At 44.9% G+C, this 22885-nt stretch carries 20 protein-coding genes and 1 other annotated feature; of the genes, 7 read left to right on the plus strand and 13 right to left on the minus strand.

The window, feature by feature from the left end; all coding sequences use genetic code 11:
• Positions 1-425 precede the first annotated feature (425 nt).
• From IV64_RS03675 to IV64_RS03700, 6 genes are all read right to left on the minus strand, one after another.
• Positions 426-797: a hypothetical protein gene (locus tag IV64_RS03675; RefSeq protein ID WP_057705815.1), complete on the minus strand. Its 372-nt coding sequence runs from the start codon at positions 795-797 to the stop codon at positions 426-428.
• Positions 798-961: 164 nt separating this feature from the next.
• Positions 962-1306, minus strand: a complete 345-nt coding sequence (locus IV64_RS03680) for a hypothetical protein (RefSeq protein WP_057705816.1) — start codon at positions 1304-1306, stop codon at positions 962-964.
• 162 nt (positions 1307-1468) lie between these two features.
• Positions 1469-2236, minus strand: coding sequence for a LytR/AlgR family response regulator transcription factor (locus tag IV64_RS03685; protein WP_057705817.1), 768 nt, complete (start codon positions 2234-2236; stop codon positions 1469-1471).
• 7 nt (positions 2237-2243) lie between these two features.
• Positions 2244-3506, minus strand: coding sequence for a sensor histidine kinase (locus tag IV64_RS03690; RefSeq protein WP_057705818.1), 1263 nt, complete (start codon positions 3504-3506; stop codon positions 2244-2246).
• A gap of 261 nt (positions 3507-3767) precedes the next feature.
• Entirely contained in the window at positions 3768-4370 is a 603-nt protein-coding gene (locus IV64_RS03695; RefSeq protein WP_057705819.1) for a hypothetical protein, read from the minus strand.
• Positions 4371-4510: 140 nt separating this feature from the next.
• Positions 4511-5332: a Cof-type HAD-IIB family hydrolase gene (locus IV64_RS03700; protein ID WP_057705820.1), complete on the minus strand. Its 822-nt coding sequence runs from the start codon at positions 5330-5332 to the stop codon at positions 4511-4513.
• A 715-nt stretch (positions 5333-6047) separates the two neighbouring features.
• Here IV64_RS03700 and IV64_RS03710 point away from each other — a divergent pair.
• The 3 genes from IV64_RS03710 to IV64_RS03720 all read left to right on the plus strand — a co-directional run bounded on the left by IV64_RS03710 (position 6048) and on the right by IV64_RS03720 (position 8755).
• Complete coding sequence (locus IV64_RS03710) at positions 6048-6794, plus strand: SWIM zinc finger family protein (protein WP_057705822.1); 747 nt, start codon at positions 6048-6050, stop codon at positions 6792-6794.
• A 582-nt stretch (positions 6795-7376) separates the two neighbouring features.
• The gene (gene mscL / locus IV64_RS03715) at positions 7377-7760 is read left to right on the plus strand and encodes a large-conductance mechanosensitive channel protein MscL (protein WP_057705823.1); all 384 of its coding nucleotides are present in this window, start codon (positions 7377-7379) and stop codon (positions 7758-7760) included.
• Positions 7761-8107: 347 nt separating this feature from the next.
• Entirely contained in the window at positions 8108-8755 is a 648-nt protein-coding gene (locus tag IV64_RS03720; protein ID WP_057705824.1) for a deoxynucleoside kinase, read from the plus strand.
• Between the two features lie 133 nt (positions 8756-8888).
• On the opposite strand, the gene IV64_RS03725 is transcribed toward IV64_RS03720, so the two are convergent.
• The 3 genes from IV64_RS03725 to pepV all read right to left on the minus strand — a co-directional run bounded on the left by IV64_RS03725 (position 8889) and on the right by pepV (position 11787).
• Positions 8889-9575, minus strand: a complete 687-nt coding sequence (locus IV64_RS03725; protein ID WP_057705825.1) for a glycerophosphodiester phosphodiesterase family protein — start codon at positions 9573-9575, stop codon at positions 8889-8891.
• A 276-nt stretch (positions 9576-9851) separates the two neighbouring features.
• A complete protein-coding gene (locus IV64_RS03730) occupies positions 9852-10358 on the minus strand; it encodes a universal stress protein (protein ID WP_057705826.1) in 507 nt (168 codons plus the stop codon).
• Positions 10359-10383: 25 nt separating this feature from the next.
• Complete coding sequence (pepV, locus tag IV64_RS03735; protein ID WP_057705827.1) at positions 10384-11787, minus strand: dipeptidase PepV; 1404 nt, start codon at positions 11785-11787, stop codon at positions 10384-10386.
• A 125-nt stretch (positions 11788-11912) separates the two neighbouring features.
• Between pepV and IV64_RS03740 the strand changes: the two genes are divergently transcribed.
• On the plus strand, positions 11913-12752 hold the full coding sequence (locus IV64_RS03740) for an NAD(P)H-hydrate dehydratase (protein WP_057705850.1): 840 nt from the start codon (positions 11913-11915) through the stop codon (positions 12750-12752).
• Between the two features lie 589 nt (positions 12753-13341).
• Here IV64_RS03740 and IV64_RS03745 read toward each other — a convergent pair.
• Together IV64_RS03745 and IV64_RS03750 are read right to left on the minus strand one after the other, a co-directional pair.
• Entirely contained in the window at positions 13342-14082 is a 741-nt protein-coding gene (locus IV64_RS03745; protein ID WP_057705828.1) for a 16S rRNA pseudouridine(516) synthase, read from the minus strand.
• Between the two features lie 8 nt (positions 14083-14090).
• Positions 14091-15761, minus strand: coding sequence for a putative polysaccharide biosynthesis protein (locus IV64_RS03750; protein ID WP_057705829.1), 1671 nt, complete (start codon positions 15759-15761; stop codon positions 14091-14093).
• A gap of 238 nt (positions 15762-15999) precedes the next feature.
• On the opposite strand from IV64_RS03750, the gene IV64_RS03755 reads away from it, so the two are divergent.
• A complete protein-coding gene (locus tag IV64_RS03755) occupies positions 16000-16338 on the plus strand; it encodes a bacteriocin immunity protein (protein ID WP_057705830.1) in 339 nt (112 codons plus the stop codon).
• 442 nt (positions 16339-16780) lie between these two features.
• On the opposite strand, the gene leuS is transcribed toward IV64_RS03755, so the two are convergent.
• Positions 16781-19204, minus strand: coding sequence for a leucine--tRNA ligase (gene leuS / locus IV64_RS03760; RefSeq protein ID WP_057705831.1), 2424 nt, complete (start codon positions 19202-19204; stop codon positions 16781-16783).
• A gap of 115 nt (positions 19205-19319) precedes the next feature.
• Positions 19320-19529: a binding site (T-box leader), on the minus strand.
• Positions 19530-19673: 144 nt separating this feature from the next.
• On the opposite strand from leuS, the gene IV64_RS03765 reads away from it, so the two are divergent.
• Together IV64_RS03765 and mnmM are read left to right on the plus strand one after the other, a co-directional pair.
• Positions 19674-20330 carry a phosphatase PAP2 family protein gene (locus IV64_RS03765; protein WP_057705832.1) on the plus strand — a complete coding sequence of 219 codons (657 nt, stop codon included), beginning with the start codon at positions 19674-19676 and terminating at the stop codon, positions 20328-20330.
• A gap of 13 nt (positions 20331-20343) precedes the next feature.
• On the plus strand, positions 20344-20925 hold the full coding sequence (gene mnmM, locus IV64_RS03770) for a tRNA 5-(aminomethyl)-2-thiouridylate-methyltransferase MnmM (RefSeq protein ID WP_464427044.1): 582 nt from the start codon (positions 20344-20346) through the stop codon (positions 20923-20925).
• A 309-nt stretch (positions 20926-21234) separates the two neighbouring features.
• Here the strand turns inward: mnmM and IV64_RS03775 are convergent, their stop codons facing one another.
• Positions 21235-22743, minus strand: coding sequence for an MDR family MFS transporter (locus tag IV64_RS03775; RefSeq protein ID WP_057705833.1), 1509 nt, complete (start codon positions 22741-22743; stop codon positions 21235-21237).
• Positions 22744-22885: the final 142 nt, after the last annotated feature.

Raw genomic sequence — 22885 nt, forward strand, 5'->3', positions numbered from 1 at the left:
CATGGCCTTTTTGGTCCAATTATTTAAGTGGTGCACTTGAATTGTAAATCAGGCTACATAAATTTTTATGGTTTAGACGAAATCTTCACACTTTCTTCACAATTATGTAATAGTATATACTTGTACCTAATAGTTATACACTTGTTCATTTTACTCCCCCAAAGTGGATGGACAAGCAAGTACAATCCCCCATATTGTACTTAAACCTAACTCTTTGGCCCTACTGCTGTATAGCGGTAGAGTCATTTTTTTATCTATTTGTGGCAAATTTGTGGCAGATAATTTTAATAATAAAAATTTCGCACTTAAGAATCCCTAAACACTCATCTATTTAGGGACTTTATTTTTGTCAAAATTTTACACTAACGCAATAAATGCTAAAATTTTCCAACAAAAAAACGACACCCCGTTCGGCTGCCGCTAACCTAACTTGCCATGTTGCCAAACCACACTAATAAAACGTCAAAAATCAAAAATAGTAAGTTGAACTGTAATAACCACCAGTTCATGAGCCCCTTCTCACGCACCATCCCCGCAATGGATAGTCCAATCCCAACCAGTGGAATCAAGCCACCCTGAAAAACCCGGTAAAGTGGTAGGTACGCCTGTTCCGCAATGAACGCTGGCCCCGTTAGCTGACCAAGCAAAACAAAGAGCAAGAACACCCCAATATTTAGCAAGGAACAAGCAAATGCCGTCTCCGTCAAGGTTCCCATCGATAACCGAAAATGAAACCCCATGCGTAAGACGAACGTGCCGATGATCCCCACGGCTAAAATAACGCCAATAATTACCATAAAATAAAACGACTCCTCTTTATCTATCGTTTTCACCTTACGCCAAAAAGGCCGAGCCGCCTACTACTTACCCACAAGCTTAATCTTTTTTTAGCAAAGCGCTGGCCAAATAAAAAAGCCCAGACCCCCGTCTAGACCTTGTCCCCATGACTTATAGATAATTGTTAACTCTTTGACGCTGCCGGTACTTTTAATACCTTAGATTTCAACCCTACAACTTGAACCACAACTCGCTTCTGACCTTTAACAGGCATTCGAACTAAGAAGCGACCATCCTGCTTGTTAGAAATAACTTGCCGAACTTTTTTGCCACTGTGAAAAGTTACAATGACGCCGTGCTTTGTTCGACCGTGAATGGTCGCCGTTTCGGCGCTTGAATGATAAGCCATCTTGGCAACGACTTGGCGACGGCTATGCCGATGATAATCTCCTTGTAAACTATATTCCGAGCCAAAAATCAAGACACAACCCGCAATCACCATTAATGTCAGCGACCAAAATTGTTTCAATCAACGCACCCCCCAGACCGGTCCCCATAACCGGTAACTTAATGACTTTATCATAAGCGAAGACGGCGTTAACGCCACAAAAAAGGTGCAAAGCCTAAAATAGCCTGCACCAACGTTAATTTGTTTTTATTAAAAATAACGATTTTGTTACATTAGAGTCAATTAACTCAATTCAATTGACCATTCGGACGTCTTGATCAGCTGTAACAAGTCGTGCATCTTACGAATGGCAATATCGACCGTTTCCCCGTTCTCAAAGTAACCGAGCTGGTGTTGCTTATCGACCCGCACAAGCATTTGCGGATTAACTAGGAAACTTTTATGCACCCGAAATAATTCTGGGTGTGCGACCGTCTCATCACTGATTTTACCGTTATATTGAACTAGTCGGTCAATTAAATGCAATTCCAACTTATTACGGCTCGCGCCCGTCTCAATAAATAAGACTTGGTCCAGGGGTAAGTTGAATAGTTGGCCGCCCTTAGAGTAAGAAAACATAACCTTACTAATGGCACCCTGCTTTGTATAGCGTTCATAAGCGACCCGGATATCCTTTTCAACCTTAGCCTTGACCATATCAGGTCCTAAATCCTTAACCACAAAATCAAGGGGTTCAATCCGCCGTTCAAACGTCAAAAAGGCCATTTCTGAGTGGGTCGATACGAACACGATCTTCGCGTTAACGTCTAATTCACGAATCTTTGTCGCTAACTCCAAGCCGTTTAAGGTCTGACCGGGATACTCAATATCCAAAAAATAGAGTCCTTCAACCGCGGGCTGTGCCATTAAGTAATCTAATAGCTGCTGTGCCCGGCCCGTCGCAAGTGTCACCTCCATGTCAAAATCATTAATCATAATATGATTCGTAATGGTCTGCTTTAACGTAGCTAACTGTTCCGGATCATCTTCAACGATAAAGGTTTTTAACATGCTTCATTCACTCACTTTCAATACTAATAATAAACTCAAACCGCTGACATGCGCTGATTTCATACGTCACGTTAGGCAGTGGATCAAGTAATTCACGGACCGTTGCAAGCCCTTGACCGTGTCCAGCACCTTTAGAAGTATGCCCGGCCACCATTAAATCATCTAATCGAGCAATTGGCTCACGTAACGAATTGGTAAACATCAACTCGACCATGCAAGGATACTTCACGACGGCCACAGCAATCTGACCGTCCGCCTGACTGGTGACGGCCTCAATCGCATTGTCTAGTAAAATTCCACTGACCCGGGCTAAAGTTACCGGATCAATTGCCAGGTGTTCGACCGGCGAATCAGCTTCCAGCCGCACCTGAATGCCAGCTTGGCGCGCAGCGGAAAACTTGTTTTGGATAATGGCTTTTAATGATTTATCTTTAATCTGTTCCAAATTATCAAAATGTCCGAAATCACGCGTCAAACTTTGCTTTGACCGGTCAACGACCGAATCAAAATAGTCTTTCAGCTCCGGATCATGGGCCGTATTGATATACTCGCCCAGTGACAATAAAATATTTTGATAGTCATGCCGGAATTTTCTTAAGTTTTGATAGCTGCTTTCAAGGTTATCAACGTAAATATCATATTGATGCCGTTCCAATGCTTGCCGGTGAGCCTGCACCCGCATGGTATAGCTATAAAATAGATAAATAAACGTTCCCGCATTGATCATCAAAATGGCCACCAGAATGATCATTAAGATTCCTAAGAATCCTGACCCAATGTTATAGTTATCCGCCGCAGTGGTAATCGCAAAGAAGGCGATCGCCACCACAACCAAGGCACTCACAATCACGTTTAGCATCAAATCATCACTAAACTGGTGTGGATGACGCTTTTGTATCATTTTAAAACTGAGCGCAACTGCCAACATGCAGGCCGTTACGATAATTTCGCCAACCAATTCAAATAGCCAACCACTCCACTGGTCCAGGCCAAAATTGAAGATGTGAAAAATCGTTTCGGTGGCGTAATTCCCAAAGAAACTGAACAAAATGTAGGCTAACGTGGCCGTTAAGCTCGTTACGATAAAGTACCGTTTTCTACGAACAAACGCGAGTAAGCCTAGGTTCACTAAGAACGTAATAATGTCTGAATAATTATCATACAACATGTACAGTCCCGTTAAGAACGCTGCCATGAATACGACGCTGACGTAAACTTTGCGTTGCCGCAATTCACGATTCATCAGAATTTGTAGGATAAACACCAACATGACCGAATACCAATGGTCAAAGGCGGCGATGTACCAATAAACGTAAACGATGACTGCACCCCTTTCCCCGCGTACCGATGGTTCAATACTCTTATTGTAGCGAAAGACTATCAGTTTGTATATTTAGGCTACCAAAACTTAATAATCTTTAACGTTTCGTTGCGTTTTTAACCGACTCTTGAAAGCCATACCAAAACAAAAGGGATGCGATTCAGAGTCGCATCCCCATATGATTAGCTTTAACAACAAAAATTAATTTTTCTAATGAAAGTCACCGGGCATAAAGCTTTCAATCACCGCGGTGGTATTGAACGTTTCAAAACTGTGTATGCTTGCTTCATCAATTTCAGCGTAACGAACCGCAATTTGTGGGCGTTGCGTTAGATCAAACATATTAACGTAGTTGAATTCCACATACTTTTTGTGTTCACTGTGAATGAAGCCAGTATAGCTATCCCCATGCTTCTTGATCCGACCGGATAACTGAATGACCCGATCGTGTTTGAACGCTTGATTTAACAAGGTTTTCAGTAATGAATGCTTATCAGATTTCTTTAAGAACTTAACAACTAACCGTTCCGTGTTCCAAACGTCATAGTAGCCGCGTTGTTGGGCTAGTGTAATAATCGTGGCCATACTCTTCAAATAATCCGTACCACTAACGACCTTAGCAAGGGAAGCCTTGCGGAAGACGACCAAACCATCTAGTTCACCATCAACGTTGATTGCTTTGACAAGTACAAATTTTTCGTCCTGTTGAACAACAAAACCAACACTAAATTGTTCGTTGGTCCCTTTAGAATAGATCTCAACGAGCTGCTTATTCTTAATCGCTTTAGCCAAATCGTCGCGAATCGCACTCATGCGTGTTCCCCCATTCAATGATGTTTAGCGTTACCTACTGGAAAATTTATAGTACGCCACCATATTTTCAATAACCATCATAACACTTGTAAAACGATTAATTCAAACGGTGAATGCTACAAATTGATTTCTTTTGATTATTATAGAATAAATTTGTTAATAATCTCTGCTAAAGCATCATGATTATTGTCCGCCGTAGTCACGTATTTGGCAGTTTGTTTGACCTTATCAATCCCATTGGCCACACTGACTGGCAAACCGGCTACTTCTAGCATCGGTAAGTCGTTATTATTATCCCCAACGGCAATGATCTCACTGGGTTGGATGTTCAGTGATTTTCCAAGCTGAACAGCCGCACTCCCCTTATCAATCCCAGCGGGGTTAAATTCAACGTAACGATCTGAAGAGTACGTTACGGCCAACTGGGATGGGTCAACATTGGCTTCCACATCCGCACGCATTTGTTTCCGTTCAGCCATAGTTGGTAACGCCATGATAATTTTCATCACGTTCATATCCTTAAAGCGACTGAAGTCCGTGTCATCAACGGCTTCAAAGCTAACGCCCCGGTTACGCAGATACGCGGAATCATCTGGCGTTTGATTGTAAATATACAAAACGTCCTGGGTATAAACGTGGGTCGCAGCGTTTGGATTAGCAATCCCAGCAGCGAATACTTTTTCAGCTACCGCGTACGGCATTGCATTAACGATCATCGGCCGGTTGCCCTTGTTTTCAACAATTAAGCCACCGTTATACGAAATCGAATACTGATTAGGTTGGTCCTTTAATCTCATTTTTGCTAAGTCATTTTGAAACGACGTATAGCTCCGGCCAGAATTAGGCACAAAGTAAACACCCTTAGCACTGGCAGCTTGAATCGCAGCCGAATTACCATCGGATAACGAACCGTCGTCGTTCATCAAGGTTTCATCCAAATCACAAACAATCATTTTATACATATCAATACCCTCTCAAAGTTAGATTACTATTCCACTCTATCGAAGTCACAGGGCAAATGCAACCGCTTTAATAAAATGGATATACATTAGAGAAATAAAAATATGGTTAATAAGATAACAATTTTCACAGTCACCATATGAACCATAAAAAACCACATTCAAAAATGAATATGGTTTAGCCAACTTACCGAAGATGATTACGAATTGACCGGTACACAGCATTGTAATCGAGATTGGTGTCATCCGCTGCTGTAAGAAATTTTGAATCAGCAGCCGTTAATGCGCTGGGCTCAGCCTTTTCAATTATTAATTTATCATCAGATCGTATTTCAATCTTTACACTGCTTTCCTTGATAAGTTTAAATTGTTCCACCATTTTACTTGGAATCGTTACAGCCGACGCCCCCGCCTATGGTAATAACTTGTTCTTCAACACTTCGAACGTCGTCTTTCATGTTAGATTAATACGAAGATACTAACAATATCAACCATTTAGATTTGCTTAACTATCAAATAGCTCCCAAAAATTCACTTCCAATTAATATCAAGATACCCGGTCAATTCAGACTAAATAAAATTGATCCATGACCCTTATTCACAATCCATAGCGTAGGGGGAACGAATAACGCTCTCTGGATAACATCCATTTATTGCGGGCATCGACCCAATAATCTAAAATAACCATACAAGCATTCGAAAACGGAGGCGCTCAGTCGTGAATTGGAAAACTAACTTTCAGCCCCAGATTTTGCAACGTGGATCTGACTATAATGCCCGCGGCTTAGTTCGCCATTTCAAAATTGTTTTCAATCAAATAACGGCGACCGTAACGGGATCAAATGACTATTACGTCACGATTAAGACCGATCCACTAACTTTTCACTGTACCTGTCCTTACGCTAGTAACGGGCACCTTTGCAAACACATGGCTGCGGTCCTTTTTCATAGTGAACAAGTCAATTCCACCACGGACCCCTTTAGCTCAGGCCAACTAACAAAATTTCAATTAAGCTTGCTGCCATACCTAGTTGCAAAAGATTTTGCCGGAATCACCAATCTCACTGTCCAGCTTTTTGATCAGTTTGATCAACAGAAAATCAGCGGACACCAACTTTCCTTAAACCTTCAGTGGGTGTTAACTCAACTGAGGGTCATCCCTACCACGCATGCTGACTTAGTTGCGTGCTTTCAATGGACTGGCACAGCGTATTTAAAGTTTGCTAACTGCGGCTCTAACCCAATATTGCTTCATAATCAAACTTTGGATAGTGGTTTCCAGATTGACTGCTCACTCGCTTGGCAGAATTGGTATCAGAAAAATGATTCAAAATTTAATGACTTAATGTTTGAATGGCTATGTCAGCATATCATCCAGCTTCCGTGGACAGAATCATTTCCATTAGAAGACGTCCTTTTTGATTCCCGTTTATATTTACAACCCAACGAACAAAAAAGAAGTTAGCCGTTATCGATAACAAGCTAGCCACGTTTTCAGAAGAAAGAGCTGAACAATTCGTCTTTCTTCAATTTTACCAGAGTACATGGATCCGTTATCGAGTTAGCGTGATGATCAGTTTAGACCTCCCTACCGCAGATACGCAGGATTTTTGTAATACCTATTGTTCTTATCCAGTTGTCTACCGGTACTTTTTAAAACGTTGCCGTGATTTGAATGAAAAACAGACGGCTATTAACTACCTCAAACGATGTATCAACTCTCCAAAACTTGATGACGAGTCCAAAGACCTTCTCAAAACAGTGCTAACGAGCCATCCTTTTTCTTGGAAGCACCCATTTCTCGTCGACCTATCTTAAGACTTACGGACATTCGTTATGAATTAAAGTTTATTTTCTGATGAATTCTCGTGCCGGTCTTTAGATAGCGCGGTGACCTAACAAAATAAAACAATGCCAACCAGTGCTTATATTTTCATTCATCCATTGAATGCCTACTCTACCGCCTTTATGCTTTCTAGTTGAGCCCACCCGCAATTTTCGCTATACTAAGTCAAAACTAAAACTCAAAGGGGAAGTTTGGATAACTATGATTAAAGAATTCAAGGAATTTATCGCTCGCGGCAACGTGATTGACTTGGCAGTTGGGGTCATCATCGGGTCTGCATTTACAGCCATCGTGAAGTCATTGACTAATAACCTAATCAACCCGTTAATCGGGATTTTCTTAGGGCGGATCGACTTATCCAATCTAAAAGTTAGCATTGGCGACGCCACGTTCAAGTACGGCGCTTTTCTGAACTCCGTTATTAACTTCTTCATCGTCGCCATCGTCGTCTTCTTCCTCGTTAAAATTATTAATAAAGTTGCTAACAACAAACCTGAAGAAGAAGTCGAAGAAACACCAGAAGCTTCAGAACAATACTTAGCCGAGATTCGTGACCTATTAAAAGAACAAGCAAAAAATAAATAATTTGTTTTCAAACAAAGTTTCAATCCCAAATAGCCATCCGGGATTGAAACTTTTTTGTATTGCTACTAAGCTATTACAGCCGAAAACAACAGCTAATCTCAATAATTTTGAAGCAAGTCTCAATTTGATTTATCAGCTTTTCATTCACAACGTTCTTGCAAGTCACCCTTTCGTCGACTATAATTTTTATATTGTGCTTACAAGATTCAATGAACGATTAATCGGATTATCTGGTTCTAACTGTGGGACATTATTAAAATTCGATACTAAACCGCATAATATATATGGTGTAAAGAGCTTTTTTGTTATACAATATGTTGTGCAATTTTCTATAAAGAGGGGCTATCATGGTGATAATAACAGCAGGAATGATTGGAGTCGGCAAGACCACGTTAACGGGGCTCATTGCCGATCACCTTGGAACTAAAGCATTTTACGAACCAGTCGGTGACAACCCAGTTTTGCCACTTTACTACTCGGATCCTAAAAACTACGGTTTCCTATTACAGATTTATTTTCTAAACAAACGGTTTGCAATGATCAAGAAGGCCCTGGCCGATGACAATAACGTTCTCGACCGTTCAATTTACGAAGACGCCCTCTTCACCAGAGAAAACAATGCTGAGGGAAACATCTCAGACACTGAACTGAACGTCTACCTGCAATTGTTAGACAATATGATGACCGAACTAACCGAATTACCTAAAAAAGCACCGGACTTGATGGTCTACTCCGAAACCGACTTTGATACAATTCTTTACCGCATCAAAAAACGTGGTCGTGATTACGAACAATTCGATCACAATCCTGAATTGGAATCATACTACTTCAAGATGTGGACAGCTTATCGTAAATGGTTCGACGAATACGATGCTAGTCCTAAGATGAAGATTGATTTACAAAAATACAACTTAGAAAAACCCGAAAATCAAAAAGCCGTCTTGGCTCAGATTGACGCTGAACTGGGTAAGATCCGCAACCCAGCAAGTGTCTAACCAAAGTTTATCCGGGACAAAACACAAAAGCCGTTCAGAAATTTAAAATTTCTGAACGGCTTTTTCTATTACTTTGGTCGAAACGTGCACCAAAAGGCAGTTTGTGGTCCACTCTTCTCTATTATCATAAATCTCAAACCGCAGCCCGAACATCCTGCGCTAACTCAAAATCATTCGTAATGACCGCGCTAACAGCCCGGTCAAATAACTGACGCATCTCACTAGGATCATCAACTGTCCAAACCCGTTCAGCAACGTGGTGCACGGGTTGATAATGCTCTAAATGCAGTCCTTCCAGATGCTCGCTTTTGGCAAACGCTTCGGGTGCCCCAATCTTAGCTGAAGTCAAAAAGGCGTACTTTTGTGTTGGGTCAATGGCATAGCTCCGTTTTAAGCTCTGCAAATTAAACGACGAGAACACCACGGGGTAAACGAGGTCCGTTTGTTGGACCATCCGAAGGACCTTATGTTCAATCCCCGGATAGTACTGCCGGTCAGTCTTAAATTCCAAGTTCAAGTGGACGTTTTCTCCACTCACTAAGTCTAGGAATTCCGCTAACGACGGCACCGGTTCACCATTACTTAACGTACATTGTCGCAACTCCTGAAAGGTATAATCGACGATCTTGCCGTGACTGTTAGTCGTGCGGTCCACCGTTTCGTCATGCATAATGACTGGAACCCCATCCTTCGTTAAGTGCACATCAAACTCTAATCCATCAATATGCTGACTGATGGCGTAAGCGAACCCTGCTAATGAATTTTCTGGAAACTTCACTGGGACACCACGGTGACCATAGATCAACGATTTACTCGTCATTTAAATTCAACCCTTTCTGTCTATCCCCGGCCATTGGCACGGTATCTTGATTTTAACACGTTAAGCAACTCATTTTCAGTGCCGTCAATATAATTAATCCCATCTATACCTTACGACACTCGTCACCTACTGCAAGCATGCCAGACTAATTCGTTTAAATCCCCACGATTCCGTAAAGATTACGTATAATTTTAGTAACCATCCTACTAAAAAAGGGCGCTACCGACCATCAGCCAGCGCTCCCTTTTCAATTGATCGGCTATTTGCCTGACAAAATCAGACGTTGCGCGTCGATCGTTTCGGTAAATCAATTGATTTTTGTTGTAGATCCGTTCGAACAACCAGTGTATCGCAAGTGGCATTGCGAATAACGTAAGACGCGTTAGACCCAATCAGGATTCGGGTCACGTTATTGAGGCCAGTCGCACCGACCACAATTAAATCCGTCCCGTATTCAGCGGGTAACGCGGTCGCTAACAACGTTTTCGAGTTACCCGAGTGTAAGTGGACGAAGACGTCCCTAACACCCGCCTGCGTGGCAACCTGGCGTGATTTAACCAGGTTAGCCTTTAACTGCTTCGTCATTTCATCCAACATTTGTGGGGTTGCCGCGCCAAACCCCATTGGCCCTTGCGTGATGCCAATAAACTTTTCCGTGTTAATGATCGTCACAATGTCTAGCTGAGCGTCACACTCAACCGCAATCGCAATGGCCTTTTCTAGCGCCAACTGTGATTGAGGCGACGTATCAACACCGACTAAGATTCGCTGATATTTGGTCATGACAACTTCCCCCTTAAATATTAGATTATTTGTCCGTTGCTAAAACGGCAATTGATTCTGCGTAGATCGCCATTGCGGCCATCAAGTCATCAACTGGCTGGAATTCATTGGCTTGGTGCATCGTATCTTCCGTGTGTGGGAACAACGCACCAAAGGCCACGCCCCGTTTCATCATTCGGCCGTACGTGCCACCACCGACGATTTCTGGTTGTGAATCGTGATCACCAGTCTGGCGACGGTAAACGTCCATCAAATCTTTAACGATTGGATCCTCTGGGTCAACGTAGTGCGGTACCATGAAGTCACCTTGGCTAACCGTCGTTCCAACTGGGACTTGGTTCTGAACCCCGGTCGTCAAATCTGCCGGTTCGATGCCCTTAGGATAACGGAAGTTCAACGTCAAATCGCCACCATTTTGATGATCAAAGTGCAACAAACCGACGTTCATCGTCAAATCACCCATCACGTCATCGGTATACGCTAAGCCTAAATGAACGACCCGTGAATCATCGTGTAGCTTTTCAGCGATGAAGTTCAAGAAACCCGCAGCGTCGTCTGCAAAAGCGTAACCACTCAAGAAGCTTGCTAAGTACGTCCCAGCATTGATGCCGTTACGTGGTTCCATCCCGTGCGCCGCTTTACCAATCACTTCTAACCGCACACCTTCAGGGACGACCGTCAATTCACCAGTCACTGGTTGTTGGTCTAAGAAGGACGTGAAATCTGCCGCAAATTTTTCATTATCATCAGTGGCAACAACGGCAACGGCTTCCCGTGGCACCATGTTTTCACGCAGACCGGAGTCAAAGGAAATCAGGTTAAAGTCCCCGGAATCTTGATGACCGAAGTGTAACTTCAAGCTAACGTTACCCTTTTCACCGTTGATCAATGGAAATTCGGCGTCGGGTGAAAAGCCCAAGGTTGGTGCGGGTTCAACTTCAAAGTACCGCTTCATCCCTGTCCAGTTACTTTCTTCGTCAGTCCCAACAATGAAACGAACTTTCTTATTGAGTTTTAAGCCTAATTCTTTAACAATTTTCAAGCCGTAGTAGGCTGCCATCCCAGGGCCTTTGTCATCCGAAGCGCCCCGAGCGTATAATTTGCCGTCCTTGATGGTCGGTTCAAACGGATCAGTATCCCAACCGTTACCGGCGGGCATTTCATCAACGTGCGCCAGTACGGCCAAGGTTTCATCGCCTTCACCATATTCGGCGTAACCAACTAAGTTATCGATATTTTTAGTCTTAAAGCCATCGCGCTTTGCAATCGCTAAAAAGGTCGTCAACGCTTCTTTAGGTCCGGGACCTAATGGCGCGTCGTCCGTCGCCTTACTGTCATCCCGAAAACTAGGAACGCGTAACATCGTGGTTAAATCCGTTAAATAATCATCTTTATGCTTACCCGCTTCATTTTGCCAATCAATTGTCATTGAATCATTCCTCCCACGTATTATTATCTTAATTTTAGCATAGGTCGCTTAAACTTAATAATCGGAAGCCACCCCCGTTTTTCGATGGTATACTCGAAGTAAACCTTTTGAAAGTTGGTGACAATATGCAACCCATTACATCTAAATTGGTCACACAGACAATCATTGAACGCCCCGCTGAATCCTATAAAGGAAACTACGGTCGCGTGCTCCTCATTGGAGGCAATCAAAACTTTGGCGGTGCCATTATCATGGCCGCTACCGCCGCTACTTATAGCGGTGCCGGACTAGTCACCGTGGCAACCGATCCCCAAAACTTCACTAGCCTGCACGCCCGTCTACCAGAAGCAATGGTCGTGGATTACCACCAGACAGATTACTTACTCGGTCTCGCCACTAATATGGACGTCATCGTGATTGGTCCTGGCCTTGGCACGGACCCTTTTGCTGAGCGGTTACTGACCGCCGTACTTAACGCGGTACACCAACCCCAGCGCTTAGTGATTGATGGCTCAGCGCTGACATTGCTCGCCGCACATCCCCAGCCGCTACCCGCAACGCCCATCGTTGTGACACCACACCAAATGGAATGGCAACGGCTATCCGGCCTAAAGATCAGTGAACAGACACCGACCGCTAACCACCAGGCCCAACAAAAGCTCGGCGTCATTGCGGTCGTTAAGGCCCATCACACGACCATTTACACGGATCAGCAAGTCTGGTTCAATCCCGGGGGTACTCCGGCCATGGCAACCGGCGGCATGGGTGACACCTTAGCCGGCATGATTGGTGGTTTCAGCGGTCAATTTACCGATTTCACCAACGCCATTTTAAGCGCGGTGTACCTGCACAGTACGATTGCTGACGACTTAGCCGCCAGCCGTTACGTCGTCTTGCCCCATCAAATTAGTGCCTTAATTCCTAAGTACATGCATGATTTTAGTCAGGCAGAACTAGATGACTAAGGGCTGAAAATCTAAATTAGCCTTAAATTTCATTGAAACATCTTTAAAACTGATGGAGCTCAACCCTGACTACCTAGTCTGGCTGTCACTGATAACATGCGGTCGTGGAAACGGATTAAACTTGAGGAGCGGTCTCCCCCCTCGTCCGGAACAATTGCACAAACCACAATTGCTCCGGACATTCCATGGCGTAGGGCTGCATAAACCATCGTCCTAACGCCACCATCACGACCGATGCTATCACCAACAATCTCAGCACATTCAATAAAACTGGATTCTTAACAAGAGATAACCCATATTTAGCGAAGGCGAGCAAAATCGGTGTGCTGTGACGGCAATATTAGCCGGCGTTTCTTAGCCGACTGATATTGCGGGGCGATTCAAAGACGTGGGTTGTCGGCTTTGAATTGAGAGACCAGACCGCACTTCGGCTGGGACCGTCCCCCATAGCACACCGGTTTTGATCGACGAAGCGAGTTATTCAGAGATAATTGTTGCCGATAACTTTAAGTCTTTCGATCTTTAACCAACTATTAGAATCGTCAAAAAAACGTGATCTGGGAAAATTCTCAGATCACGTTTTATATATTTATTCCGCTACGGGTTGATCCGCAGCCGTTTTTAACGCCACTAATTCATCGTCCGTTAAGGTCCGATAATTTCCAGCCAATAGGCCCACTGGTAACTCTAAGGAACCAAACTTAATGCGGCGTAATTGAACCACCCGTTCACCAAGGGTCCCAACCATCCGTTTAACTTGATGGTATTTTCCTTCGTGAATCATGATTCGAATGGTCGTGAAGTCCTCAATTTCATGGAATTCCACGATTTCTGCTTGTGCCGGTTGTAACTGGGTCCCGTCTTTTAGCGTAATGCCATCGTTGAACCCAGCTACCTGATCTGCCGTAATCTCACCGGTGACTTCAGCCTCGTACACCTTAGTCACGTGGTGTGCTGGCGCTAATAACGCGTGCGACAACGCCCCATCATTAGTAATCACGAGCACACCTTCCGTATCCTTATCTAAGCGCCCCACCGGAAACAAGTCGTCCCGATAATCGGTCGCATTGAAAAGGTCCATGACCGTTTTAGCCGTCGCATCACTCGTCGCTGTGATCACGCCGACTGGTTTATTCATCACGTAATAAAAATACTGTTGGTAGCGAACCTGCTCATCGTCTAAAAATACGGCGTCACTACCAGGATTGATCTGTTGCTTACCAGAAATCACTGGCTCGCCATTAGTCATAATATGACCGTCTTTGATCAACCGGCGCACCTGCGTTCTGGTCCCAATCCGCATGGCGTGTAAAAATTTATCAACTCGCATACTTTCACCTACTTAATCTTTAACTTGCGCCGTAAGCCCGCGGCCCGTCCACCAATCATTAAATCAACTAAGCGCGACTTCAACGCAAAGTAGGCGTATACGCCACCACCAACGGCAACGGCGAGAACGACAATCAAAAAGGCCTGAGTTTTGCTTTGCTCATTTAATAAGAAGTTCAATCCGTAGACCGTTACTCTGGCCGCTAAATAAGTCATGATTGAGTAAACTAAGATCCGGTTAACCTTAGGCAATAACTTAACGTAGCGAATGCCAAAGTTGACTTCCAAATCGTACATGGCCATCAAACAAGCGACCATCATCCCAATGGCTGTCGCCACTAACGGACCAGCCGTTGATAAGAAGTAAATACATGGCCACTGTACAATCAGCTTAACAATTAGCCCAATTAGATAGTAGCGGATGATGTCCCGGTTGCGCGATAACCCTTGCATCAGCGCGGACACCACGGTAAATAATCCTAATATGATGGCGGTAAACGCTGAAATTTGTAAAATCAACGTACCAATCTGATTGTAGCTATAAAATAACGTATTTAATGGTTGGGCAATGGCCGCCATCCCTAGCGCACCAGGAATCATAATGAAGAGGAACAGGATAATTGAGTCCTCAAGTTGTTTGCGGATGTTACGCATATTATGGCTGGCCAATGACTCTGACAAGATTGGCACAACGGTCACCGCAATGGCTGAAGCTAGCGAAACAATGATCATGACTAACTTGTTGGCGTTGAATGCAAAGTAAGCATACAACGCATTGATTTTAGGCACGTCCATGTGATAAATCATCTGCATCATTGGTTGGAACGTGGCTTGGTCAAGTAAGTTAAACACGGTCGTTGCCGTATCAATGACGATAAATGGAATCGCCTGCACGATAATGTCACGGAATAATTGCCAAATTGGAATGGCTAGTTTATGTTCACTTTGTGCTGCGAGTTCGTTTAATTCCGGCCGTTTGCGGTAATAGTACCAACCCAGTAGTAAGAAGCTCGCCGCTGCCCCGATAAATGCGGCAAAGGTCGATTGGGTAATCGCATCGACCCAGTCCCCCCGTTGCACGCGCATAATAAAGTAAGTGGCTCCCAACATGTAGAGGACTCGAAAAACCTGTTCAATGAACTGAGAAACTGCGGATGGGGCCATTTGTTGATACCCTTGGAAAAACCCCCGGGTCAATGACATTGACGGAATAATCACTAAGGCGATCGCTAAGGCCCGCAAAACGGGAATCACGTTCGGATCACCACCACCAAAGGCCGCAGCGATTAAGCCCGCACCAAACCACATGATGAGGCCAAAAAAGATTCCAAACGCAGACGTCAGTAACAGTCCCCGTTTAAAGAGCCGTTGCCCCACCGCATATTCGTTTTGCGCGTTATATTCAGAGATTTGTTTTGAAATGGCGGATGGAATCCCACCAATAGCGACTAACAGGAAGAAGCTATAAATATTGTAGCCCTTAGCGTACAACGCATTCCCCTGGGTCGAGTTACTGCCCAGCCAAAGTACCCATGGAATAATGTAAATGGCTCCGAGTACCCGTGAAAAGACGCTACCGGCCGTCATCCAAGCCGACCCACGCACCATTTTTTGATGGGCTTCAGCTTCGGAATTAACGTGTGCCTTTTGCGGCTGATGAGCTTTCGATTCCTCAGACATGTTCGTACCTACTTTCTTAGTTCAATCTTAACTATTTTAGATGAAATGCCGTGAAGTTGCAATTTAAATCCCAACTTATCGCTGAGCTTTACTGAACCTTAATCATCCTTAGTTAAATTGAATTTACAACTTAAAATCATGCCGATTCAAACTTGTTCTAACATTAACACCTAGTTTGCCTTTTCAACGTCAATGGGTATAGACTAAATTTAGGTCACCAATTATGGGGGGAATCACGATGGACGACGAAAAATTGAACGCTTTTATCTCACAACTAAGCAAACTGTACGAAGACGCAGACGTTAAAAAGAATCCAGCGCTCCATAGGGTCTTGTTGGACACTGCTAGTCGCTTAAACCGCGACGAAGAGTTTGGCAAAGTCGTTTCGGACTTATCACACGCCATTTCACAACGTTACGTTGCGCACCACGACGTGCCAGTTGTGTTGATTAAGTTTTATAACCAAATTCAAAAAGATGTTCAAGCCGGTAAATACGATGATACTAATATCCGTAACTACTTTATCGGGACAGGTTTAATTTCACTCTCAATTTCATTCGGAGGGTTTTCACTTTAATATTTACTTTAACAGTCAGGACCGCACGTTGTTATAATGACGTGCGGTCCTGACTGTTTTAAATACTTAAAGTTCCAAAATCGTCGTCATATCAAAGGTTAACGATTAAAAATTAAGATTCTTCATCGCTCCGCCGGACAGAATAATCTTACTATTGTTATTTCCATCAGATAATCGGAGGCCGCAACTGATGACATCGGTCGTGAAGGTGGTGTTGGCGCGGCGCCTTTTTGCCGGGCTTACACCACGGACGGTCCGGGACAATTGCGTCCTTTGCAAGTGTTCCGGGCGAGGGACTAGACCGCTCCCCAGGCTAGTACCGGTCCCACGACCGCATGTCATCAGTTGCGACCGGAATAGCTTTTATACCAACAAAAATCCCCGCTAAATCATCAGCTGAACTGGTAATTTGGTGGGGATTCATTATTTTTAATTGCGTGTATTAGTTGGCAACCACGTTAACTAATTTACCAGGAATAGCAATGACCTTGCGAACCGTTTTACCGTCCGTAAACTCTTTGACCTTTTCGTCAGCTAGAGCTAACGCTTCAAGATCATCTTTACTCATATCCTTGGCAACCGTCGCGTGTGAACGAACCTTACCGTTAACTTGAAGCACGATTTGAACCGTGTTTTCAACTAACTTGGATTCGTCGTACGTTGGCCAAGTTGCGTAGGTAATGGTGTTGTCATGACCTAACAATGACCAAAGTTCTTCGGCAACGTGTGGTGCGATTGGGGATAACATCTTAACAAAACCTTCGATGTAAACGACTGGCAAGTCATCAACTTTATAAGCTTCGTTAACGAAGACCATCATTTGTGAAATAGCGATGTTAAAGCGCATGTTTTCGTAGTCTTCCGTCACTTTTTTAACGGTTTCGTTATAGACTTTCGTCAACTTACCATCGTTAATCGTCGTAACCCGGTCACGGACCCGGTTATTTTCGTCAATGATGAGGCGCCAAACCCGTTCGATCCACTTGTTAGCCCCGTGCAAGCCTTCAGTGCTCCACGGAATAGATGCTTCCAAAGGTCCCATGAACATTTCATACAACCGTAACGTATCGGCACCGTATTGTTCCACGATTTCATCGGGGTTCACAACGTTACCACGTGACTTGGACATCTTTTCGTGGTTCTTACCCAAGATCATCCCTTGGTTAACCAACTTCTGGAAAGGTTCCTTCGTTGGAACGACACCGAGGTCATACAAGAACTTGTGCCAGAAACGGGCATAAAGCAAGTGTAAGACGGCGTGTTCAGCACCACCAACGTACAAGTCGACTGGTGACCAGTATTTCAGCTTGTCATAGTCTGCCAAGGCGTCAGGGTTGTGCGGATCAACGTAACGCAAGAAGTACCACGAACTCCCAGCCCATTGTGGCATGGTGTTCGTTTCACGTTTCCCTTTACGGCCATTTTTATCGACAACGTTAACCCAATCGTCAATGTTGGCTAATGGACTTTCACCAGTCCCGGATGGTTCCAAGTTCTTGGTTGCTGGTAAACGTAATGGCAATTCGTCTTCTGGTACTAAGGTCATTTCGCCGTCTTCCCAATGAATAATCGGAATTGGTTCACCCCAGTAACGTTGGCGGGAGAAGATCCAGTCCCGTAAGCGGTAGTTGACTTTCTTTTCACCACAGTGGTGGGCTTCTAACCAGTCGATCATCTTATCGATTGCGGCCTGCTTGTCGAGACCGTCTACGAAACCAGAGTTGATATGTTCGCCATCACCCGTGTAAGGTTGTTGGTCATAATCATTGTCCCCAGCAATAACCGGATGGATTGGTAAATTAAATTTTTGCGCAAATTCAAAGTCACGTTCGTCGTGGGCTGGAACGGCCATGATGGCCCCCGTCCCGTATGAAGCTAAGACGTAATCCGCAATCCAGATTGGCAGCTTTTCGCCGTTAACCGGGTTGATCCCATAACTTCCAGTGAAGACCCCGGTCTTATCCTTGTTCAAATCAGTCCGTTCAAGGTCTGACTTGCTAGCAATTTTTGCTTTGTAGGCTTTGATTGCGTCGGCTTGTTCAGGCGTCGTTAAAGATTCAACCAAGTCGTGTTCTGGAGCTAAAACTAAGTAGCTAGCGCCAAATAACGTATCTGGACGGGTTGAGAAGACTTCAATCTTAGCATCGTCATGATCGGCAACTTGGAATTGAATTGAGCCACCAACTGAGCGGCCAATCCAGTTACGTTGCTGTTCCTTGATATTTTCTGGCCAATCAATGTCGTCCAAATCATCGATCAAACGGTCAGCGTACGCCGTAATTTTAAGGCTCCACTGTTTCATTGGGACCCGGTAAACGTCGTAGCCGCCCCGTTCCGTCTTACCATCGACGACTTCTTCGTTGGAGACCACGGTACCGCCCATCATGTCAGGCGCCCAGTTAACGAGCGTTTCTGATTCGTAAGCTAAGCCCTTCTTGTATAATTGTTCGAAAATCCACTGGGTCCACTTGTAGTAGCTTGGATCCGTCGTATTCACTTCACGGTCCCAATCATATGAAAAACCTAACGAGCGAATTTGACGCTTGAAGTTTTTAATATTTTGGGCCGTAAAGTCTTTCGGGTTATGCCCCGTCTTCATGGCATATTGTTCAGCTGGCAAGCCAAACGCGTCCCAGCCCATTGGATGCAAAACGTTGTAGCCTTCCATCCGCTTGAAACGCGACATAATGTCGGTAGCGGTGTAACCTTCGGGATGTCCCACGTGCAAGCCTTGGCCTGATGGGTATGGGAACATGTCTAACGCGTAATATTTTTTCTTATCCGTGTTATCCATTGCCTTAAAAGTCTTGTTTTCTTTCCAATAATGCTGCCATTTACGTTCAATGACCTTATGGTTGTATGCCATAATAGTGCCCCTTTCTTGCTGCTGTATGTAAGCTAGCATTGCGACTGTGACTGAAACGGTACGGCTGAACGTGCGACAGTACGGCATAAAAAAACGCCCTATCAGCCACTTAAGCTTATAGGACGAAAATGATTCCGCGGTACCACCTATGATTCCACGTTGCCGTGGCCTCTTGATTTTCTTAACGCGAAACCACGTCCGTACCTACTATTGCTTTCAGTCGGAAGACTCGAAGGTGAGTTCAGTCAGTGTGAATCCCCGTTTGCAACGACCACGGGGTTTCTGCAAAACACACCAACTTACTAATCCTTCTCGGAGTCGTAAAGTTATTGTTCTCATGGTAGCAAACCCGCCCCCTTTTTTCAAGCGTCTAACCATCAAAATCCAGAACTTTCGTGGGCTTCAAGATTAAAAAGATTATAAAGAATGCTATAATAGGCGAAGAAATTTTTTTATCGGAGGTAACTGAATGACGAAATATTGGCACCGCCGCGATACCGCGATGCTGGGCCTGTTCGCCCTCTGGCTATACTGGGTCTTTGCCGTTTGGTCACAAGCCACTTGGATTCACCACTTTGACCGCGGCGTTGCCCTTAGCCTGCACCACACACCCGCTTGGTTTCAGTCCGCTATGCTGACTTACACCCTGTTCGGCAATCCCCACAGTATGACAATTATTATCGTGATTGTGACCCTTTTGTTAGTTATTTTCAAACAAAGTAAGGGCGCCGTCTTCTTTGTCATTAACGCGGGACTGCTCGCAGCTTATGGTAATTATTTTATTAAACAAATTATCCAACGACCACGGCCAACCGCGTGGCGCTTAACTAACATCGGTGGCTTCAGCTTTCCAAGTGGTCACGCGACGACCACCACGGTTTTAATCGGTAGCCTACTCGTCTTAGCCTACGATTTAATCCAGAACCCAACGTTGAAGCGCTGGCTATTAGGATTAGGACTCTTGCTAATCGGGTTGATGCTCGTGAGTCGCGTTATCGTGGGCGTGCACTACCCTAGTGACGTACTAGGCGGCGCCGTACTCGGGAGCCTGCTCCTATACATCAGTACCCGCCTGACTACGGGACACCGCACCGGTAACTTTCGCTTTAAGAAGCACTTATCGTAACTAGTTCATTTTTTTGGAGGGATCTACTATCCAACTCAGTTCTGCTCTAAACTATAGTCATACACTAATCAATCAAACCGTAAATCCGGGCGACATCGCTGTTGATGCCACCGTTGGCAATGGTCATGACACCACTTACTTAGCTAAACTCGTTGGTCCCAGCGGCCACGTTTACGGGTTCGACATTCAGGATGCGGCCATCGCAGCTACCACCAACGCACTCGCTGCAGAAAAACTGACGCATCAAGTTACATTGACTCACACGGGTCACGAAAACTTAGCCAAAGTGTTGCCCGCGGATGCCAAAGTCAAATGTGCCATTTTTAACCTCGGCTACTTACCTGGGGGCGATAAATCGGTGGTCACCCAAGCAGCGACCACGTTGACCGCGGTTCAAGCACTAGAAGAACGTCTGGCGACTAACGGCTTAATCATTTTACTCGTTTATACCGGTCATCACGGCGGTCAAAACGAAGCCAACCAATTGATGCAACACGTGACGAAACTCGATCAACACCAATTTCAAGTCTTACAGTACGGTTTTCTCAACCAGATTCACACCCCACCGTACCTGATTGCCATTCAAAAAAGATAGTACCAACTCAAATAAGCGTCCCACCCTAAATTTTAGAGTGGAACGCTTATTTTGTACTAAAGATTGAAAAGTCAAAAAATTTTAATAACCTGATAATCATACTTAAAGCAGCCGCTTCGTCAGACAGAACCGGTGTGCTAGGGGGGACGGTTCGGGACAATTGCGCATTTTGCAAGTGTTCCGGGCGAGGGGCTAGACCGCTCCACAGGCTAGACCCGGTCCCACGACCGCATGTCATCAGCGCCAACCGGAATAGCCCAATTTACCTGTTAGCCTTAGCTTTTTTAATTTAAATCACTAACCAACAAGTTAAAACTCATGCTTACTTTTGTTCAATTTTTCAGCGTGTTGTGCAGCCGTCAATTGCGGGCCACGGTCCATCGCGTTGACGATGAAGGCTAAAATCACGAGGACTAACCCGATCCAGTAAACCCAGTGGAGTCCGGTATATAGGATGCCGTGCAAAGTGGGTAATAAATCCTTCAGCAAACTGGTTGCCGTTTTCGGATTAATCAACTTGTTCATCATCGCCATGTTAGTACCGGCATGTTGCGCAATCCCTTGGTTCATCCCAACGTTAAGCGCAATCCCAAAGATGGAGATCATCAACGTTTGACCAATCGTCCGGCTCAACGTATTAAACGAAGTTGCGACCCCCACGTTGTCCGCTGACACCAAGTGTTGTGACGTGACCGTGGTTGCCGTAATGGTAATCCCAAAACCAATTCCGCCGATTGCTGTGATCAAGAAGAACCAGAGGAACGGCGTGCTAACTGGCAATAGCGCTAAACAAACACTCGTAACTAGAATAAAGCACAGGCTTAAAAAGAGAATCCGACGCGGGGCCCACTTGGCAAGTAGCCGTCCCGTCACAAATGACCCGACGATCCACATCAGTGAGCTTGGGGTTACAGCAAATCCGGCCAATGAGGCGGGAACGCCTAAAATCCCCTGCGTCCACGTTGGAATGTACACTTCGACCGCCATCAGAAAGCCACTGACTAGGGCCGCCACGGCATTTTGAATCACAAACGTGTGATTTTTAAACAAGTCCATGGAAATGACGGGCTCATCGGTCCGCTGCTCACGACGAACAAACAGCCATAAACTGAGTGCACTCACAACCCACGCCATAATAACGGTCCCCCAACTAATTGTGGCGTTCCCAAGTAATTGGAAACTAAGCATCAGGCCGAGTAAGAACAACATCAGCCAAAAGCTGCCCAAGTAGTCGACCTTAACGTGATTATGGCGTTTCGGTTCACGTAAATAAAATTGAAACAAGAACAGCGTGATTAAGCCAACCGGCACGTTAATAAAGAAGATCCAGTGCCAGCTCAATTTATCCACGATCAATCCCCCAATTAACGGGGCTAACACGGAGGCAATCCCCCACGCGGAACTGTTGAAGCCTAAGACTTTTGCCCGGCGTTCGAACGAGTAGATGTCAGCAATGATGGTCATCGAAACTGGCATCAAAGCGCCGGCACCAATCCCTTGAATGGCACGCCAGAAGATCAAGACCGGCATCGAATCGGATAAGCCACTCATCATGGACCCGATAATAAAGATGATCAAACCAGCTTGCATCACCGGCTTACGACCAACTAAGTCCGTTAGCTTCCCGTAAATCGGTGTCATCATGGCATTTGTCAACAAATAAATGGAGAATACCCAGTTCATTAAGGCGACCCCGTGCAGGTCACCGACAATCGTTGGTAGCGCGGTCGACACAATGGTTCCTTCGATCGCACTCATAAACGTTGCCACGTAAATAGCAATCGTCACTGCCACTACGTTAGTTTTACGTTGTTGCATGTTTTAATACCCCTTCACTCTCAAAGCTCTTCGTCTAAAACTTTCTAACCGCGGCCATCACCCCTTGGTCAACCTACTTTTGCCCGCAAAAAAAGCGACCCCATGTAAAGAGGTCGCTTTTAGCGTCGAGTACCTACAGACC

It is taken from the genome of Lactiplantibacillus xiangfangensis (assembly GCF_001438845.1).
GTDB classification, from domain to species: Bacteria; Bacillota; Bacilli; order Lactobacillales; family Lactobacillaceae; genus Lactiplantibacillus; species Lactiplantibacillus xiangfangensis.

Coding starts and splice junctions, on each gene's coding strand:
- IV64_RS03675 (WP_057705815.1), bottom strand. CDS start 797: ATGGTAATTATTGGCGTTATTTTAGCCGTGGGGATCATCGGCACGTTC.
- IV64_RS03745 (WP_057705828.1), bottom strand. CDS start 14,082: ATGCGAGTTGATAAATTTTTACACGCCATGCGGATTGGGACCAGAACG.
- IV64_RS03720 (WP_057705824.1), top strand. CDS start 8,108: ATGGTGATAATAACAGCAGGAATGATTGGAGTCGGCAAGACCACGTTA.
- IV64_RS03765 (WP_057705832.1), top strand. CDS start 19,674: ATGACGAAATATTGGCACCGCCGCGATACCGCGATGCTGGGCCTGTTC.
- IV64_RS03730 (WP_057705826.1), bottom strand. CDS start 10,358: ATGACCAAATATCAGCGAATCTTAGTCGGTGTTGATACGTCGCCTCAA.
- IV64_RS03750 (WP_057705829.1), bottom strand. CDS start 15,761: ATGTCTGAGGAATCGAAAGCTCATCAGCCGCAAAAGGCACACGTTAAT.
- IV64_RS03690 (WP_057705818.1), bottom strand. CDS start 3,506: ATGTTGGTGTTTATCCTACAAATTCTGATGAATCGTGAATTGCGGCAA.
- mscL (WP_057705823.1), top strand. CDS start 7,377: ATGATTAAAGAATTCAAGGAATTTATCGCTCGCGGCAACGTGATTGAC.
- IV64_RS03685 (WP_057705817.1), bottom strand. CDS start 2,236: ATGTTAAAAACCTTTATCGTTGAAGATGATCCGGAACAGTTAGCTACG.
- IV64_RS03695 (WP_057705819.1), bottom strand. CDS start 4,370: ATGAGTGCGATTCGCGACGATTTGGCTAAAGCGATTAAGAATAAGCAG.
- IV64_RS03725 (WP_057705825.1), bottom strand. CDS start 9,575: ATGACGAGTAAATCGTTGATCTATGGTCACCGTGGTGTCCCAGTGAAG.
- IV64_RS03755 (WP_057705830.1), top strand. CDS start 16,000: ATGGACGACGAAAAATTGAACGCTTTTATCTCACAACTAAGCAAACTG.
- IV64_RS03700 (WP_057705820.1), bottom strand. CDS start 5,332: ATGTATAAAATGATTGTTTGTGATTTGGATGAAACCTTGATGAACGAC.
- IV64_RS03775 (WP_057705833.1), bottom strand. CDS start 22,743: ATGCAACAACGTAAAACTAACGTAGTGGCAGTGACGATTGCTATTTAC.
- pepV (WP_057705827.1), bottom strand. CDS start 11,787: ATGACAATTGATTGGCAAAATGAAGCGGGTAAGCATAAAGATGATTAT.
- leuS (WP_057705831.1), bottom strand. CDS start 19,204: ATGGCATACAACCATAAGGTCATTGAACGTAAATGGCAGCATTATTGG.
- IV64_RS03740 (WP_057705850.1), top strand. CDS start 11,913: ATGCAACCCATTACATCTAAATTGGTCACACAGACAATCATTGAACGC.